Annotated in this window: 10 protein-coding genes; 3 read left to right on the forward strand and 7 right to left on the reverse strand. The window is 48.3% G+C overall.

All coding sequences use genetic code 11. The features are described from left to right. Positions 1-18: 18 nt before the first annotated feature. The 4 genes from L21SP3_RS00215 to L21SP3_RS00230 all read right to left on the reverse strand — a co-directional run bounded on the left by L21SP3_RS00215 (position 19) and on the right by L21SP3_RS00230 (position 6479). Positions 19-2268 (reverse strand): LamG-like jellyroll fold domain-containing protein, encoded by a 2250-nt coding sequence (locus L21SP3_RS00215; RefSeq protein ID WP_077538379.1) that lies wholly within the window; start codon positions 2266-2268, stop codon positions 19-21. Positions 2269-2318: 50 nt separating this feature from the next. Continuing rightward, a complete protein-coding gene (locus L21SP3_RS00220) occupies positions 2319-4244 on the reverse strand; it encodes a LamG-like jellyroll fold domain-containing protein (protein WP_077538381.1) in 1926 nt (641 codons plus the stop codon). 64 nt (positions 4245-4308) lie between these two features. Then, positions 4309-5952, reverse strand: coding sequence for a FecR family protein (locus tag L21SP3_RS00225; protein ID WP_077538383.1), 1644 nt, complete (start codon positions 5950-5952; stop codon positions 4309-4311). Beyond that, the gene (locus L21SP3_RS00230; protein ID WP_077538385.1) at positions 5952-6479 is read right to left on the reverse strand and encodes a sigma-70 family RNA polymerase sigma factor; all 528 of its coding nucleotides are present in this window, start codon (positions 6477-6479) and stop codon (positions 5952-5954) included. Before L21SP3_RS00230 ends, L21SP3_RS00225 begins: the two co-directional genes overlap by 1 nt. Before the next feature lie 197 nt (positions 6480-6676). Here L21SP3_RS00230 and L21SP3_RS00235 point away from each other — a divergent pair, with 197 nt between their 5' ends. Further along, on the forward strand, positions 6677-7291 hold the full coding sequence (locus L21SP3_RS00235; protein ID WP_077538387.1) for a PEP-CTERM sorting domain-containing protein: 615 nt from the start codon (positions 6677-6679) through the stop codon (positions 7289-7291). A gap of 82 nt (positions 7292-7373) precedes the next feature. On the opposite strand, the gene L21SP3_RS00240 is transcribed toward L21SP3_RS00235, so the two are convergent. Together L21SP3_RS00240 and L21SP3_RS00245 are read right to left on the reverse strand one after the other, a co-directional pair. Then, on the reverse strand, positions 7374-9203 hold the full coding sequence (locus L21SP3_RS00240; RefSeq protein ID WP_077538389.1) for a bifunctional homocysteine S-methyltransferase/methylenetetrahydrofolate reductase: 1830 nt from the start codon (positions 9201-9203) through the stop codon (positions 7374-7376). 11 nt (positions 9204-9214) lie between these two features. After that, positions 9215-10147 (reverse strand): dihydropteroate synthase, encoded by a 933-nt coding sequence (locus L21SP3_RS00245; RefSeq protein WP_077538391.1) that lies wholly within the window; start codon positions 10145-10147, stop codon positions 9215-9217. Positions 10148-10668: 521 nt separating this feature from the next. Between L21SP3_RS00245 and L21SP3_RS00250 the strand changes: the two genes are divergently transcribed. Next, on the forward strand, positions 10669-12549 hold the full coding sequence (locus L21SP3_RS00250; protein WP_077538393.1) for a sulfatase-like hydrolase/transferase: 1881 nt from the start codon (positions 10669-10671) through the stop codon (positions 12547-12549). Positions 12550-12676: 127 nt separating this feature from the next. On the opposite strand, the gene L21SP3_RS00255 is transcribed toward L21SP3_RS00250, so the two are convergent. After that, entirely contained in the window at positions 12677-13765 is a 1089-nt protein-coding gene (locus tag L21SP3_RS00255; protein WP_077538395.1) for a 3-isopropylmalate dehydrogenase, read from the reverse strand. A 271-nt stretch (positions 13766-14036) separates the two neighbouring features. Here L21SP3_RS00255 and topA point away from each other — a divergent pair, with 271 nt between their 5' ends. Next, on the forward strand, positions 14037-16496 hold the full coding sequence (topA, locus tag L21SP3_RS00260; protein ID WP_118084492.1) for a type I DNA topoisomerase: 2460 nt from the start codon (positions 14037-14039) through the stop codon (positions 16494-16496). The last annotated feature ends 10 nt before the right edge of the window (positions 16497-16506 follow it).

The following is a 16506-nucleotide window of genomic DNA, read 5'->3' on the forward strand; positions in this document are numbered from 1 at the left end:
TTCAATTACTGAAAGCTATTAGCTTTGCGGATAGTTGTTGTCTTCCAGCCATTCAACCATAAGTTCTCTCAGGTCATAAATATCCTGCTTGCAGTCCGGAACGCCTTCAGGTCCGGTGATATCGAATTCCGGCCTTTCGATGCATTGAACCACATTCGCATCAGGGTCGTAGTTTGTGAGGTCTATAACCTCTTCGGGGCTGAGGACATAGTTAAAGATTTTAACTTCGTCAATATCGCCCGTAAACAATATAACCCTGCTCCTGTTTGATCCAACGCTGATGCTTCCGAAATTATTAGCAGCAGAGCCTGACCATCCTTCATAAACGCCGTTTACGTAGAAGGTTGTACTTGAGCCATTGCAGCACATTACAATATGGATCCACTCATCGGGATATACATCAGCTAAAACAAGGCTTCCGCCAGTTCCGTTGTATTCCCAAGTTCCATCATCGCATTCAAGCTGGAAATCGTTTCCGCTGCTGTCGTTGTTGAAGAAACCAGTAAAGCCAGGCTGAACAACTTCTGAGGTCTTAGCCCAGATGGAAACCGAGAAGTTCTGGAAGACCTGCTCTTCAGCAAACTGATTATCAAGGTAGTTAGAGTCGTTGAAGTGGAGGGCGTTGTTGCCGGCGAACCTTTCAAAAGAATTCGGATCTCCGCCTTCAGCTGTAAGAGGATAGTTTCCGGTCTCATCTGTGCCGTCTGCTTCGAGCTTATAATGAGCGAGCAGTTCTTTCATATCGAGCTCAGAATTACCGCTTGCCTTGGAGGAGTGGATTGCATCAGTAATAACGCAGTAGTATTCTCCTTCATCTGCTGCTGAGAAATCCAGCACAGAGAGCTTATAGGTCTGCGTACCTGAATAGTCCGCACCGTCTGTCAGGGTGATATCTGAAACGCCGTCAACATACTTGTACCACTGATAGCTTGCGCCGTCGAGCTCTGTAGTTTCGATAATTCCAGTTTCGCCTTCAGCAACAGTAGTGTAGCCCTGAGTATCAACGTTCACAGTGAGCGAAGCATTGTTCGTCTGGGCTGGAGGTTCTGCCGGGCCAGTGAGAACGCAGTAGTACTGAGCCTCATCTGAGTATATAACGTCTGAAATTGTCAGCTCGGATGTATCAGTTCCTGAGAACCTTGCCCCGTCAACGAGCATCTGATCCTCGCCGCCGTCAACATACTTGTACCACTGATAGCCAGTTACATTAGTACCTGCTACGGAGAATGTTGCCGTTTCATACGGATTAATGGTTGTATCATCCGGCTGATCGGTTATTACAGGTGAAAGCGGAGTTGTTGTGAATGTCCAAACATCACCTTTAATAACATCCCCGCCTGTAAGCACCTGATCAACTCTCCAGAAGTATCTGGTGTCGTTATCAAGACTCTCTGAAGGAATAAGCGATTCGTTGCCGTCTGTGTAGGCAACGTTTTCCGTTGTTCCGTAGAGGTCAATAGCATTCGGTTCGTTTGTTGTGCTCAAAGAGGCATCAACGTAGTGAACATTGTAAGACTCAACACCCGTCTCAGTGCTTATCCAGTGCAGCTCTGTATCAACAGGCACGAGATTTTCGGCTCTTGAAGGTGATACGATACCCGCAACATTCTGATCGATTCTTCTGATTTGGTAGCCAATCAGATGCCCTCTGTCCTGATCGTTGCTTCTTAGCAAATGCCCGCTGAATTTGAAAGAAATTTCCGCATATCCATCGGAGTTGGTATCATCAGCTGCTTCTGTTGTCCAAACAAAGCCTTGCTCGGCAAGATAAGTCTGGCCGCCATTACTATGCTCTCTCTTCTGATACTGGTCTCCAGTAGAAGGAAGAGTAACAGTGAGGCCGGTTTTACAATCCCAGCTCCAGTGATACATATAGTACACTTCAAGCCTGTATTGCGCGCCAATTTCCAAGCCGTCTATATCTTCTGAAACAGACCGGAAGTCTTTCCAGCCTTGATAACCGGACTTTGCAACATTGAGTGCGTATCCAGTCTGCGCAGGCTGAGGGTTGGGCAGCGAATAATCAATGGGCTCAACCAACGTTACATTTTCGTCATTTACTGTAAACGGAACGCCGCTGATAAATCCCATCTGAGGTGCTTCTCCGTCTTCATTGAAAACACCCATATTATGAGCTCTTTCGAATGCACCTTCAGTCGAGACAAGACTGGAAAGATCAGCGTTCTTTGTTACATCAAAAGTTCCCGTTGCACCAAAAGCGGGCAGAGCCAGCATTAGAGCCATCATTAAAATTATATATCTTTTCATTAGATTCTCCTGATATTTAAATTACATTTTTAACTTATACTGCTCAAACATTACTCGCTGCACGCAGATGCAGGGTAAAGTCCGCAATCTTTCCATTCCATAGCGTACTGAACAAAATCAACAAGAGTTATCTTGCAGTCGTCGTTCACGTCGTACTCGAGCGGATACAGACAGGTCGTCCCGCCGGCAACATCGATATACTCCTGAGCAATCTCTTCGTCGCTGAGGGCGTAGTTGTAGATCTTCACTTCATCAGCAAGGCCGATAAAGGTATTGTCCTCGGCACGGTTGTGAAGAATCTGAATCTTTTCAAAATCGCCTTCGAAGTTCTCATTTTCGTTGTTGAGCGTTCCATTGCCGAATACCCTTGAAAACTCGCCGTCGTGAACGAGTGCTACATGGAACCATTCTGAAATATCTTCCACACCTGCAACATCGCCTTCATAGTATCCAAGCTGGAAATCGCCGTTGTTTATAACAGCATCGAAATCGCCAATGGCTTCAGCATCTGATGCCTTTGCCCACATCATCACTGTATATTGATCGAGAGTTTCAGTTGGATCGAAGTAGTACGAGGCGTTATCGCCTTCGAGAGTAGTTTCGAGGGCAGACCCGCCTCCAAGGCCGGCACCGAATTGGTATGTAGGCTGGCTTGGTGTAAGGTCGTAGCCGCTTGGCGAGCTGTCTGTAAGGTCGCCTTCGAACTGATAGTATGCCCAGAGGCGTTCTGTCCAAACCTTGGCATTATCGGTTTGTACGTCTGGGCCGTCGCCGCTGATAACACAGTAGTACTCGCTTTCGTCTGCAAGCTGAGTATCAAGGATTGTGAGCGTATCGGTGGTTGTGCCTGAGTAGTCTGCTCCGTCCGCGAGGGCAGTATCTGAAACGCCGTCAACATACTTGTACCACTGGAACCCAGTTACATCCTTATGCTCGAATGCTATAACGGTATCTTCGCCCGGGGCTGTATAGTATCTCGGCTCGGGCTGCGTTGTAACAGTAGGAGCGCCTGATTTAGTCGTAAATTTCCACCATGGGCCTGTGATTGTTTCAGGATCGCCTGCTGCAGAGCCGTTCACGGATTCATCAACCCTCCAGTAGTAATCTGTAGTATTAGAGAGGTCTGTAACATTGTAGGTTGTAAATGTTCCGCCTGAATCAGCAACTGTGGTCGGGGTAAGCCCGCCTGCAGGCATATTCGGCTCTGTATGAACATAAACAAAGTGGTCGGTGATGTCGGTTCTCGGAAGGCTTGTCTGCTGATCAAGAGCCTTGCTCCAGCTTAGTGTCAGATCAGTTTCCATATTTGCTGCCCCGTATTCAGGGCTTGGATTATGAGCTGTTGAGGTTTCAGGAACCATTTTATGCAGAACAAATCCCATTACAAACCCCTGAGAGCCGTCGCCGTCGTTAAAATCTATTTCCACTGTCTCTTCTGCTGACTGAGCTGTCCAAGTTCCCCGGATGATGTCTGCTGTATCCCCGCTGCTGCCGCCATCAAATGCTGAGTCCAGAAGCGTATCTCCGTCTTCGTCAACAGGGAGGATAAGGTAATATCCGCACCAGCTCCAGCTCGGACCTACCAAAACCTGAATCCGATAGTCTGAACCAACTTCGAGATCTTCAAGTGTAATAGTTACAGAGCCGTTCCAGCCGGATTTCAGTCCTGAGCTGATAACGTTCTTAACTACATCATTGGCTGAAGCGTCGTAGCTGTTGTCGTACTTTGCCCCGTCAACAGGGTCGTCAAACCAAACCCCGTTTTGGGTTGTATTGGTGTAGTTTGCAGTCCACGGGAAATCACCGCCTATTCCGTCCAGGGTTTTGAGGGGATTGCCCAGATTTTCAGCTTGAATCAAAATCCCGTCTGTGAACACCTCATCGGGGAAGTCCAGATTTCCGTCAGAGCTGAATGTGGAGCATAGCCCCGCCGTTGCTGCAAAGCCAAGCAGCGTTAAAATTAATAGCTTTTTCATTTAGGTCTCCTTAAAATAAGAACATTAAAATATTTAAACGACATATCAAACAGCGCAATTTGCGCTATTCAAACTTCAATTCAATTTCAGGATTTATAAACACCCCGTTGTCACCGCCGTTGGAATTTCCCCCGTCGCAGAGGGCGAGGGTTAAATATCTGGCGTCTTCAGGGATAGTTATATCCAGTTCAAACTGCTTGTCTTCGGGAACAACCTCCATCTTTGAAAATGACGGCTCCCCATCAATAAGCACAAATACATCAAGCTTAGACTCAAGAGCTTTTCCGCCCGGATTGATGTCAAATCCGCTTTTGAATCTGTCAAGCTCGAGAGGCCTGACCGTATTTCTTATCCTGCGAAGGTCGATCGTGAATCCCAGATTGGCTGTAAACACAACCGCCTCTTCGCTTTCCACGGTAAATAATCGCTTATTGAACTGAACCGGGATTTCAGAGCCCTTTTTGCCCGCAGCTATTCCCCAGAATGAATCTCCCTGCGAGAGCCTTAGGGCCTTTGTTTCGAGCCCTTCAGAGGTGATTTGGATGGAGTCATTTTCTCCGTTTGATGAGAATATGCAGTCAACATACTTATTATCAGGAACTTCCTTGAATACCTGATAGGGCATTCTTTGCACCTTGGAAACGTTTCCTGCCTCCATCATATGCTTCCAGTCGTCTTTGAGGGGCAAAAGGGTGTATCCTTTTCCGGAGCCAAAGCCCTCGCCTCCGCAAACTAAATCCGCAATCGATATATTCTGACCTCTCCAAACCCCGAGACTGCCAATATTGATTTTTCTCGCAAATTTTGAGGTATTCGGCTCTATGTTTGAAATCTCGCCCTTTTTATCAAGTCCCCGTGCAGCGTTGCCGCTAATAGTCTGCTGAGTTCTGCTTGAGCTCAGCTTGGCTTCTCCCTTGAGCATCTGAACAGTTGTCTGTCCGTCTATGCCCGTTTCAACGCCGAACTCTGTTCCGATATCAACTACATCGCAGTTTTGAGTTTCGAGCGTAAAACCATTGGCCCGTTCAGGCACGTGAGCGAAAAACTTTCCATAGCTCAAGAATGCCTTGTTTTTGCCGGTAAGGCGAACCTCAGCAGGCCCTTCTACAACAGCCCTCGCACCGCTGATAAACTCAAACTCTGCTATCCCCTCAAAAATGCGAACATATCTGTCTGCATAAATCTCATTATTCTCGCCAATCTTGGTGTCATCGCTGAAGTGAACATCATGGGTTTGTATCAGCTTTCCTGCCTGAACAGGAATGAAATTCGCATATATTACCAGAAAGAGGACTGCCGCAACGCCAGATACTGCAAAAGCGAGAAGCCCTTTTGAAAATCGTCTTTCTGTTTTATGCAATTCCGGTTCTTTTAAGTTTGTCTGCCGAGAAATCTGCTTCTTTTTCGGCAATGGCGGCTGTTTCTCCTCGCTCCTGGCAATTTTATCCAGCTCGCTTTTTTCTGCCGGAATAGAGAAGCAATTCGTGTCACATGAAAGGCCGGCAGTATCCTCAAGCCCTTTAGCGATAGCGCTGCTGCACAGACAGTCGTGTATGTTCCTGTGCAGATAGGCGGCCTTTGCAAAATAAACCGCATTCTCCCTGCTTGCTGATATCCATCCTGAAAGCTCTTCAAGCTGCTTACTAGACAGCTCTGAGCTGTTTACAAGGTAGAGGGTTATGAGTTTTTCTATGTTATTGCGGTTCATCACTTAATCCCCGAAGCTTTCATAACACAGTCTTTCAGCGCCAGCCTTATTCTGTGCATAAGCACATAAATGCTGTTTGTGGTCATACCAAGCTTCTGGGCTATCCTTGCGGGAGCGAATCCGGAGTAGTAGTGCAGCTCCACAACGAGCTTCCATTTGCCTCTGAGCTTGGAAACGCATCTTTTCAGCTCAGATTTGAGGTTGGATATGTTTTCATTTTCCTCACAGTAAGCCTTCCCAAGCTGATCTATAGCTTCCTGCGAAAGGCATTTCTCTCTGCCCTTGCCCTTTTCGTAGTAACGCAAAATCTCATTTCGAGCAATCCCGACCGCCCAGGTCGTGAAAGACCGGCTCCGGTCGTACTCGTCGAATTTGCTTACCAGTATAACAGCAACATTTTGCAGGATGTCATCAGCATCCTGAAAATCAGGCACTAATGTTGAAATAAACCCCGCTACAACGCTTTGTGCTCTTGTCCAGAGGACTGTAAGCTCTTCCTGACGGGTTTTTTGAGTCTCGTTTTTCATAACAGCCCAAGTTAATAAAAAATTGCTTTCATTAAGTATTCCGATAAAACGTGAATTTCTTACAAAAAAAATTTGGGATAAGAAATTTTTTCTTGATTCAAGTAATTTTCCTTTAATTGCTTACTTTTCTTTGTTAATCTAAGCAGACGTTCATTTTATTGTTTTTTTAAGCAGATAAATTTGGAAAGGTATCAAAAATGAAAAATTTACTGTTCGCTTCAGTTTTTACACCTGCCTTCCTTCAGCAGGCTTATTGTGCGGGTATAATAATGGAGATATACCCTGAGGACGGGGATGTTTTGGCAGTGTACAGCGGGAGCCTCGATCTTACCGGTTTCTATAATAAAGAGGGCTCTGTCGAATATCATAACGTCTCAGAATCCGGCAATGGAGCACTTTTGTTTCCCTCCTCACCTATTATACAATATGCTGACTATGAGGCAGGAGATGAGTTTACTAACATTACCGATTTCGACTCAACGATTGCTTCTTTCGGGACAGGCGAATACTTGTTTGCAGACAGCTTTGAAGGAGATACCTTTGCCTTATTTAATACTGACTCCAAATCTCACACTCAAGTTCTCTCGTTTAAGTCAGCGGATATAAATGAAAACAATATAGTTCAGGTAAGCGGGTCTGCGACATTTGAAAACAGCACTATTTCCGGGCTCGGGCTCGACCCGGGGACGTACGAAATAAACGATTCGCAGTTCGCCGATGGCGAAAACTTCAAGCTTACAATCACCCCCGAACCTGCAACGCTCGCTCTTCTGGGGCTTGGAGGTGCGTTCATCAGAAAACGCAGGGCATAATCAATGATTAGGTCTAAGCAAAAGAAAAAGCCGCTGAATCGTTCAAACAGCGGCTTTTTGAGTTTACAAGTTTTGTTAAGCGTTACTGAATAACGGAAATCGCTAAATCCACCTTGCCAAACGGCGCACTCACCGCAAGACCTGCTATTTTATCCCTTATAGCATCAATTGATTCTCTTGCTATTTCGATTCCCGTTTTAATAGCGTCTTCCTTGTTGTCCGCCTTGCCCATTCGTTCGATCAGCTCTTTAGGCACAACAATCCCGGGAACTTCATTTGCCATAAACTCAGCATTGCGTTTGCTGGTGAACGGCCATATACCTGCAATAACAGGGATTTCGAAGCCTTTAATAGCGTCTGTAAAGCGGAAGAACGTATCCAAATCGAACACGGGCTGGGTAACGCAGTATTCAGCTCCCGCCTCCACTTTCATTTTGTAACGCTCGATTTCTCTTTCGAAATCATTTGCACCCGGATTCACGCCAACCCCGATTGTCATTTTTGTGGCATCGGGCACCTCGCTGCCAGCGATATCACGGGAGGAATTGAGCATTCTCGCCATCCTTGCCATACCGATAGCATCCACATCAAACACGCCTGTTGCATCCGGATAATCGCCCACTTTAGGCGGGTCGCCAGTAACAAAAAGCATATCGTTTATGCCCATAGAGGCTGCGGCGAGCATATCAGACTGAAGCGATATGATGTTCTTGTCCCTCGAGCATACGTGGAGGATAGGCGAAATGCCGGCCTGCTTGATTCTTACAGCTGTTGCCAGGGCAGACTGCCTGAATGATGCACGCGGCCCGTCTGGGATATTTATAGCATCCACGCCGGCATCTCTGCATTTTTCGGCCTTCTCAGCAGTGGTCTCCAGCGAAATAGACCTCGGCGGGGTGATTTCCACGGTAGTTAGAAATTCGCCATTTGCCAGCTTCCTGCCCACAAGGCTTCTCTCTTTGAGAGGAACAACGGGTTTCTCCTGCTCTTCATCCTGCCCGGATGCCTTAACGCTGTACACCCTTGCCTGCTGGTCTGCCTTTGAAACGCCTTTAACCGCCTTGGCGATCTCGCTTATGTGGGCGGGGGTAGTTCCGCAGCAGCCGCCGATAATATCAGCGCCCTTTTCATACATCCGCTTGGAGTATTCGGCCATATATTCCGGCGTGCACATATAAATGCTCCTCCCGTCAACGTTCTGAGGGAGGCCTGCATTCGGCTGTATGCAGAATGGCTTGTCTGTAAGGTCTCTGGTTTCATCGAGAAGCTCAAGCATATCCGAGGGACCCATACCGCAGTTGAACCCGCAGGCAAATACGTTTTCCCTTTCGGCTACTCGCGCAAGAGCGGATTTAATTCGCTCAGCCCCGCGCTCGCGCCAGTTCAGGGCAGGGCGGAGGGTTGCGATAATTTTCCTGTCTGTATTATCAGAAGCTGCATCCAGAGCCGCAAGCATGGCGTTTACATCTGCAAATGTTTCAAACACCAGAAGATCCACGCCGGCCTTATCAAGCGCAGCTATCTGCTCTGCATACGCCCTGCGCACATCATCAAGATAGTTATCGCTCTCCGCAGCATCGCTTGCAGTGGAGGCAGAGCCCACAGACCCTGCCACAAGACTCTCGCCCGCACATTCACGAGCCAGCTCCGCTCCACGCATATTTATCTCTTCCACCTTGTCTGCAAGGCCGAAGCCGGCAAGCTTTATGCTGTTTGCCGCATAGGTGTTGGTTTCGAGGAAATCACATCCCGCTGCGGCATACTCAGAATGGATTGCTTTGATTAGATCCGGTTTTGTGAGGTTTAGCTCCTCAAAGCAGGCATTGATGAAAACGCCCTTCTGATACAGCATCGTACCAAAAGCACCATCCCCAATTACAACGCCTTTCTGTACTAAATCTTTTATAGGCATAACAATCTCCTTTACCTGTTTTCAGTGCAGTAACTGCTTATTGCTGTCATAGCATCGCCGAGTTTTTCGGGGCTGCCGTCGAGTGCGGCAAACCTTCTTACCATATCTGTAAGGTTCTTGTCAGGCTCGGTTTTCAGCAGCTTCCCGCAAACGTTTACAATTCCTGCGTCCAAGCCGTATTCTAAGGCCACAGCGAGATACGCTGCTGCTATTGCATTTTTCGACCCCGGCAAATCGCGGAAGCAGTTGCTTACCCCGAGCGAGCAGCGGACGCCTTCAAACTTCGGATTGCCCTTAATGGCTCTAATTGTTTCGAATGCCAGCCACGTCCTTCCGGGCTGCCCGGGGTTCATCGGCAGGTCAATAGCCAGAGGGAATGCGGATGTATCGAAATACATTTCTTCGGGCTTAAAGCCGTATTCGATTGCCTTATCGAATATCATTTCCGCTGTTGAAACGCTCTTTTCGAGGTCTTCTTCTGCGCTGCTGCCCTGTTCAATCATAATAAGAGCGATAAACACAAAGGGCTTTTCCCGAGACAGCTCGAAGAGCCTTTCCATACTATGCGGCTTAACAGAATTGATCATCGGTTTCCCTGCCGCTCCGGACTGCTCCCAAGCCTCAAGGCCGGCGATAAGCAGCTCGTCGTTGCTGCTGTCAACGCATACCGGCACTCCGCGGCTGTGCTCAGCAGTGAGCTGAACAAACTGACGCATCATCTCCTCGGCGCGGGCAGAATCCTCTGCGTAGAAGTCGTCCACATTCACTTCGATGTAGTCTGCTCCGTTTTCCGCCTGCTGGCGAATCTTCTCGCAGATCTTCTCAACTGCCTGCTCGCTTCCGGAAGCATTCTCGAACACAACCTTCATCACCCTGTTCATCGAGGGGATAGAGGCGTGCACAGATTCTCCGATTTTTATAATGTCTTTAACTGAGTTAGTCATAGGTTATCTTACAACTCCTTTCATAGCAAAATAATGCAAAAATAAAGTAAGATAATACAAAGAAATAGCGAGGCAGTCTATAAACCTTCGGGTAATATGTCAAGCCGGAGTTTCAATTTTATCGTTCTTTTTTCTTCAGCGGCATATATTAAGCCCCGAAACGGAAGGAAGATTATGAAAATACCCTTAACAAGAAAAACAGAAATTAAAAACAAACTAAAACCTCTTGAAGCAAGCCTATCAGCCATTAAACAAAGGTTTTACTCTTCGTTGAGAACAATGCAAGGATAACTTTTTCAATTTCACTGAAAACACGGCAAAATTATAAAGTAATAACACTTGTTTTTGAAAAGATTAGAAATTTCTGCATAATTTAAGGATAATCAATCAGATTTTTGTTTCTGAGGACGTTTTTTTATAAAAAAAAGAAAGTTTAAGGAAATTGCGTAAAAAAAATACGGCTTATGCAATATACTTGTAAAGGCCAATTATTTTCTTATTTTTAATTTAAAGGTTTAGATATGAACAGAAGGCATTTTGTAAAAAGCTGCGGACTCGGAGCTTTCCTCGCGGCTTCAGGAGTAAATTTATTTGCCGCTGAGAACGACAGACCAAACATTCTCTGGCTTACCAGCGAAGACAACAGCCCTTATCTGGGCTGCTACGGCGATGAAAACGCCAAAACACCCAATCTCGACAAGCTCGGCTGCAACGGTGTTCGATTCAGAAACGCATTCGCAAACGCGCCGGTATGCTCTGTGGCAAGGTCAACACTTATTACAGGTATGTATGCCTCATCCCTTGGACTTCAAAACCACAGAAGCAGCGTGGAGATTCCCAGAGGCCTGAAAACCTACGGTGAGCTCCTCCAGCAGGCGGGCTACTACTGCACAAACAACAAAAAAACAGACTACAACTTCCCTTGGAGCGACAGAAACGTTTGGGATAAGAGCAGCTGGAATGCTCATTACAAAAACAAACCAGCAGGCAATCCGTTTATGGCGGTTTTCAATACGACCATCTCCCACGAGGGGCAGATAACCGACGCAAGAGTTAAGCAGAGGCGGGATAAAGGGCTAATACCGAAAACCCCGAGGCTCGGCCTCTCTGAGGTGAAGCTCCCTCCTTATTACCCGGACACCGAGGAAATACGATACAACGTTGCGGTTTACTACGACAATATGACGCTTATGGACAAGTGGATCGGGGATAAGCTCGAAGAGCTCAAGAAATCCGGCGAGGCGGAAAACACCATCATCTTCTACTACGGCGACCACGGCGGCGCACTGCCTCGAGGCAAGCGAAATATCCACGACTCAGGAACGCGGGTGCCGTTTATCGTGTATTTCCCCGAAAAATGGAAGCATCTGGCTCCAGTAGAGCCCGGGCAGTGGTGCGAGGATGTTGTAACGTTTGCAGATTTTCCCGCCACGGTTCTGAGCCTTGCGGGCGTTAAGCCGCCGGAGAACTACGAAGGAAGGGCTTTTCTCGGGAAGTATAAACAGCCAAAACGCGATTATGCCTATCTCTACAGAAACCGTATGGATGAGCGATACGATGCAGTACGTGCCGTGCGAACTGAAAAATGGCGATATATACGCAATTTCTCACCGCACCGCCCATGGGGGCAGCAGTACGGATATCCTTTCCGTGTGCAGAATATTATGGGGCTCTGGTACGAGCAGTACAAGCAGGGCAAATGCAGCTGGCAGGAAGCCAGATACTGGCAGAAAAAGCCGGGCAGAGAGATGTATTTCATTCCCGACGACCCTCATGAGATGAACAATCTTGCTTACAGTGTTGAGTATGTATCAAAGCAGAGAGAGCTCGAGGAAAAGCTGAAAAATGAGATTGTAAAAACAAGGGATACAGGATTTATACCCGAAGGTATGTTCGAGGGGCTCGCAGAAAAATACGGAACGATTTACGATTTTGCTCAGTCTAAGGATTATCAGATTCAGCGTATTGCTGAGATAGCCGAAATCGCCTCAGACGGCGATCCTGAGAAGATGGCAGTTCTCGAGATGGCATCAGGGGATAAATGCCCGATAATCAGGTACTGGGCGGCAACAGGCTATCTGATTCTCGGCAAAAAAGCCCGTCCGCATATACAGACAATCCAGAAACTGCTCAAGGATGAAAGCCTTGATGTGCGTATTCCGGCAGCAGAAACCCTGCTTCGATTCGGCGAAAACAGCGAAGCCGCCGAAACGCTCAAAGATGCCTGCCATGCGGAGAATTATTATCACCGCCTCGCAGCGGCCAACAGTGTGCAGCTGCTCTTCCTTGAGGGGTTTATGGATAAAGCCAAAACGCTCAGCCTTATGCAGAACCTGCCCGAGAAAAAAGCCGGCGGGCCGGACTGGGTGAATAAAATCTGCAGCCAGATTAAATCAACCTAATCCACGCTGTAAAAAAGGGAAAGCAAAAGCGTTTTCCCTAAATCTCAAGTCAATGCAAAAGAGACGCCTTATTTGGCGTCTCTTTTTTCTGCTCAAGAGGAAAATCAATTTCTTGCCGGATGGTTTGTTAGCCTCGGCTTACCTTATCGGCTATCATATCGCCCACTTCGCTTGTGGAAAAGCCCATCTTCCCGGCTGCCATGCTCTCGAGTTTCTCGGCTGTCGCCCATTTAACAGCATTCTCGATATCCTCGCCTGCGTTGCTTTCCCCGAGCGTTTCGAGCATCATTGCGCCGGAGCATATTGCTGCAAGCGGGTTGATCTGTCCGAGGCCGGTAAATGCGGGGGCTGTTCCGCCGATTGGTTCAAACATACTCACGCCTTCAGGGTTGATATTTCCGCCTGCTGCTATTCCGAGCCCGCCCTGTGTGGCGGCGCCGAGGTCTGTAATGATATCGCCGAACATATTGCCCGTTACAACTACATCAAATATCTCGGGGCACTGAACCATATATATGCAGGCTGCATCAACGTGGTAGTATTCCCGCTTAACATCGGGATACTCAGCCTCGCCTATCTCGTTGAATGCCCTGTTCCAGAGTCCGTAAACATACGTCAGCACGTTCGTTTTGCCCACTAAGGCAAGTGTATTATCCTCGCCAACGCCTCTGGATTTCTTGCCGTTTTTGCGTGCATACTCAAATGCAAAACGCAGGCACCGCTCCACCTGAAAACGTGAATACACATTCGACTGCACTGCAATTTCGTTTGCTGTGCCGGTTAGGGTATTGCCGCCTGTGCCGGTGTAAACCCCGCCGGTATTTTCACGAACGACCACATAATCTATCTCATCAGGGCCTTTGCTCTTGACAGGGCTTTCTACACCCGGATAAAGCTTTACAGGGCGAAGGTTTATATACTGATCGAGGCCGAATCTCGCCTTGAGCAAAACGCCTTTCTCCAGAATCCCAGGGGCAATATCAGGTCTTCCGATCGCTCCGAGAAGGATTGAATCATAGCCCTTAAGCTCTGCGAGGGTTTCATCGGACAGGGTTTCCCCTGTCCTGAGATAACGCTGACCGCCGAGATCGAATTCGGTTGTCTTTATCTCAAAGTTGTGTTTTCCTGCCGCCGCCTGTATAACCTTCAAGGCCTCCGCTGTTACTTCAGGGCCTGTCCCGTCGCCCGGGATCACTGCAATATTCAGCTTGTTCATATATTTCTCCAATGATTATGTTTGTTGATTTTCCGGCAATTATATATGCAAAAGCGTTTGGTGCAATAACCTCGGCCAAACGCAGAATTCCTTGAATGGGCTTTGAAAAGGCGAATCAGGGCAGGTTGAAGCGAGTATTATATTAGTTTAACATTCCCTAAAAGCTTGTTGAGGGCTTAGAATTTCCTTGACAAACCACCGGAATGTTCTTATTTCTCTGCCCTTAAAAAACTTTTCAGGCCTAAAAAGGAAGGGCATTTAGCTTTCTATTATGAAAAATCTTGTGATAGTTGAGTCGCCGGCGAAGGCGAAAACGATAAATAAATATCTCGGTTCGGAGTTTGAGGTTAAGGCCTCAATGGGGCATATTCGCGACCTTCCCAGCAAGGGGATCAACGTGGATATTGAAAACGGCTTCCAGCCTACCTACGACATAACTCCGGGCAAGAAGAAGCTGGTCGGCCAGCTCAGAAGCGCTGCGAAAAAGAGCGAGAACGTGTATCTGGCAACAGACCTCGACCGGGAGGGTGAGGCGATTGCTTGGCATCTCGCTGAGGTTCTTGGCGTTTCCGAAGAGCATACATACCGCGTTGTTTTCAATGCGATAACGAAAAATTCCATCAAGCAGGCCTTCTCAGACCCTTCCAAGCTGGATATGGCGAAGGTGAACGCCCAGCAGGCAAGGCGAATTCTCGACAGGATCGTCGGCTATCAGATAAGTCCTCTGCTCTGGAAGAAGGTTGCAGGAGGCTTGAGTGCGGGGCGCGTTCAGTCTGTTGCGGTGAAGATAGTTGCCGAGCGTGAGAAGGAGATTCGTGCTTTCAATCCGGAGGAGTACTGGCTCATACCTGCGGTTTTTACAACAGATTTAGACGAATCCGCCGGCCAGGGAGCTCATAAATACGCCGAGAGCTGGCAGAAGCTTAACGCCGGCGAGAAGAAGCCCAGCCGTCCTGAGCTTGCAGACTGGTTCGAACAGCATAACGCCTTCAAGGCCGAGCTTGCCAGAGTGGGCGGGAAGAAATTCGGAGCGAAAAACCAGCAGCAGGCCGAAGAGATCTTCCAGTCTCTCAGTGGACGGGATTTTACCGTCAGCAGTGTTGAGAAGAAGGAATCTCGGTCGCGGCCTCTGCCTCCATTTATCACCTCCACGCTCCAGCAGGCCGCCTCGAACCGCAGCGGCTTCGGGGCAAAACGCACGATGCGAATCGCCCAGAGCCTATACGAAGGCGTTGACCTCGGCGGGCTCGGAACTATCGGGCTGATTACCTACATGCGTACCGACAGCACATACCTATCGCCTGAAGCTCTAAGCGCTGGACGCAAGTATATCGGTGAGCAGCTCGGGGCTGATTATCTGCCCGAGAAACCGAATTTCTACGCATCCAGCAAGGCCGCTCAGGAGGCTCACGAGGCCATCAGGCCTACCGATCCGTCTATTACGCCTCAGCAGGCAAGGCCGCACTTGAGCGATGAGCAGTTTAAGCTTTACGACCTCATCTGGCGGAGGTTTATCGCCTCGCAGATGACGCCTGCGAAATGGTTCATCACATCTGTAAAGGTATCTGCGAAGGCGGAGGTTGGCGAATGCGAATTCAGGGCGTCCGGCAGGATGCTCGCCTTCGAGGGCTTCACGAAGATCTGGCAGAACCGCTCCACAGAGCAGCAGCTTCCCGAGATGAAGGAAGGCCAGAAGCTCGCACCGGTTGATTTAAAGCCCGAGCAGCACTTTACTAAGCCGCCTGCAAGATACACTGAAGCCTCGCTTGTGAAGGCGCTGGAGAAGGAAGGCATCGGACGGCCGAGTACGTATGCATCGATTATCTCCACAATACAGGACAGGAAATACGTTGAGCAGATAGACAAGAAGCTCCGTGCAACTGATCTGGGGATTGTGGTAACAGAGAAGCTTGAAGGCTTCTTCCCTGAGATTATGGATATAGCATTCACCCGTCAGATGGAGGAAAATCTCGACGGGATCGAAGAGAACAGCAACGACTGGGTGAAGGTGCTGGAGGAGTTTTACGGGCCTTTCAGCAGTCGGCTCGAGCAGGCGCAGGAGCAGATGAAACACGCCAAAGCCGAAACAACGCCCAGCGATTACGACTGTCCCAAATGCGGGGCGAAGCTTGAATACCGCTTCGGGAAGAACGGCAAATTCCTCAGCTGTTCGAAGTATCCCGAATGCAAATTTGCGTGCCCGTGCGATTCAGACGGCAAGCCTGTGAAGGAGGAGAAAAGCGGGCACAAATGCCCGAACTGCGGTAAGGATATGGTTGTTAAAACCGGCCGCTACGGCAAGTTCCTCGGCTGCGAGGACTATCCGAAATGCAAGACGGTTATGAAGATCGACAAGGAAGGCAATGTCCTGCCGCCAGCACCGCCGCCGGAGCCGACGGGAATAAGATGCCATAAGTGTAAGAGCGGCGAGCTTGTTGTGCGTCAGAGCAAACGCGGGCCGTTTCTTGGGTGTAATAAGTTTCCAAGATGTCGGAATATAATCAGCATCAAGATGCTCGATAAACTCAAAGAGCTTCAGGCAGAGGGCGTTTGGCCTCCTGATACTATCGAAGAGGCTGACGAGATCCTCGGAAGAAAAACCTCCGGCACAAAGAAGGCAGCCAAGAAATCGACTAAGAAAACAACCAAGAAAACAACTAAGAAGGCAGCCAAGAAGACCACGAAAAAGGCTGCGAAAAAAACTGCCGCCAAGAAGAAAACCTCAGAATAGCTGCGGAATA

The sequence above is a fragment of the Sedimentisphaera cyanobacteriorum genome, from assembly GCF_001997385.1.
Classification (GTDB): Bacteria; Planctomycetota; Phycisphaerae; order Sedimentisphaerales; family Sedimentisphaeraceae; genus Sedimentisphaera; species Sedimentisphaera cyanobacteriorum.